Source organism: Nonomuraea sp. B10E15 (assembly GCF_039871615.1).
In the GTDB taxonomy this organism is placed as follows: Bacteria; Actinomycetota; Actinomycetes; order Streptosporangiales; family Streptosporangiaceae; genus Nonomuraea.
The window spans coordinates 1-1,223 of record NZ_JBDPMB010000062.1; the positions used below are offsets into that span (position 1 = coordinate 1).

A 1,223-nucleotide genomic window follows, 5' to 3' on the forward strand; every position below is an offset into this window, starting at 1 on the left:
CTGACAGAGATGATGTAGGGGAGCACCTCCCGCCAGTCCTGACCCACCCTCTGACTGACCTCGGGTCTTCAACGGGATCTGTCGGTCTGAGCGGGAAGTGCTCGCCTGCACCCACCGGACGTGGCGTTGTGACCTCATAGGAGCCTGGCCAGAGGCCCCTTCTCTGTCTTGTCCGCCCTGCCCGGCCGGTGCGTGCCGCCCTGCCCACCGGTCAAGAGCACAGGACGACGATGCCCTCCATTACACCCGACACCACCGCGATCGACGAAGTCGCCGGCGGCGTTGACACCCATCAGGACACGCACACCGCAGCCGTGATCGACCACGTTGGCCGCGTGCTGGGCACCGAGCAATTCCCCGCCGACACCACCGGCTACAGCATGCTGCTCACCTGGATGCGGTCGTTCGGCACCGTGACGGTCGTGGGCATCGAAGGAACCGGCGCCTACGGTGCCGGGCTGGCCCGCTACCTGCGCCGCCAGGAGATGAACCTGACCGAAGTCGACCGGCCCGACCGCAAAACTCGACGTTTCCAGGGCAAGTCCGACCCGATCGACGCGATCCAAGCGGCCAAGACCGCGCTGGCCGGCGACCGGACCGGCACACCCAAACAGCGCGACGGCCGGGTGGAAGCCCTGCGCTGCCTGCGCATCGCCCGCCGCTCGGCCGTCGACCAGCGTGCCGGCGCCCAGCGCCAGATCAAAGCCCTGATCATCACCGCCTCCGACGACCTGCGCACCCAACTGCGCGGCCTGTCCGCCAAGAAGCTCATCGCCACCTGCGCCGCGCTGCGCCCCGACCCCGCCCACGCCGGCGACCCGGCCACCGCGACGATGATCGCCCTGCGATCCCTGGCCCGCCGCCACCAGCAGCTCACCACCGAGATCAACGACCTCGACGAACTGCTGGAACCCCTCGTGGCCGCCATCAACCCCGCCCTGCTCGCCGTCCACGGCCTCGGCCCCGACACCGCCGGCCAGCTCCTGGTCACCGCCGGCGAAAACCACGACCGGCTCGACTCAGAAGCCGCCTTCGCCATGCTCTGCGGCGTCGCCCCGATCCCCGCATCGTCCGGCAAAACCCACCGCCACCGCCTCAACCGCGGCGGCGACCGCCAAGCCAACGCCGCCCTCTACCGCATCGCCCTGGTCCGCCTGCGCTGGGACCCACGCACCCGCGCCTACATGGAACGACGCACCCAAGACGGCCTGTCCAAGAAAGAG

Annotated in this window: 1 protein-coding gene; it reads left to right on the plus strand. The window is 69.7% G+C overall.

Annotated features, from left to right (window positions below; genetic code table 11):
- Window positions 1-230: 230 nt before the first annotated feature.
- Window positions 231-1,223 (plus strand): IS110 family transposase (locus ABGB14_RS49970; RefSeq protein ID WP_347650956.1); only part of this gene is annotated, 993 nt, incomplete at its 3' end.